Genomic DNA, 432 nt, shown 5'->3' with positions numbered 1-432 from the left:
TGGTGGTGCTAAATGATTCAATTTGTTTAATACTTCTAATTGAACTGCATTTATCATTCCATTTGTAATTTCAAATGGAATTGGATTAGTTAATTTTTCATATCCTTTTGGTGCTTCTACTTCTACTAGTGTGTAGTTACCTACAGATAAATCTGCGATTTTTGCCTTTCCATCTTTATCTGTTGTTACTTTCACTACTACTTTGCCCGCTTCATCATGAACTTCAAACACAGCTCCTGATAAGACTTCCTTGCTTTCAGCAGCCATTTTTGTAATCTCCACTGAACCTTTGTCTAACTGTTCATTCTCTACTTTCAATGATAAGACTTTCGTCATACCTTTTTTAATTTCGAATGATACTGGTTCCGTTAACTTCTTATAACCTGGTAAGCTCTTCGTCTCTACTAATTTGTATTTTCCTACTGATAGATC

1 protein-coding gene is annotated in these 432 nt (G+C 34.0%); it reads right to left on the bottom strand.

Annotated features, from left to right (window positions below; all coding sequences use genetic code 11):
- On the bottom strand, positions 1–432 hold a 432-nt coding region (locus MR167_RS31825), incomplete at both ends, for an MSCRAMM family protein (RefSeq protein WP_255787542.1).

Source organism: Bacillus cereus group sp. BfR-BA-01355, assembly GCF_022663675.1.
Taxonomy (GTDB): domain Bacteria; phylum Bacillota; class Bacilli; order Bacillales; family Bacillaceae_G; genus Bacillus_A; species Bacillus_A thuringiensis_S.
Note: the sequence above shows the minus strand (reverse complement) of the source record. Positions and strands in the feature narration are given on the sequence as shown.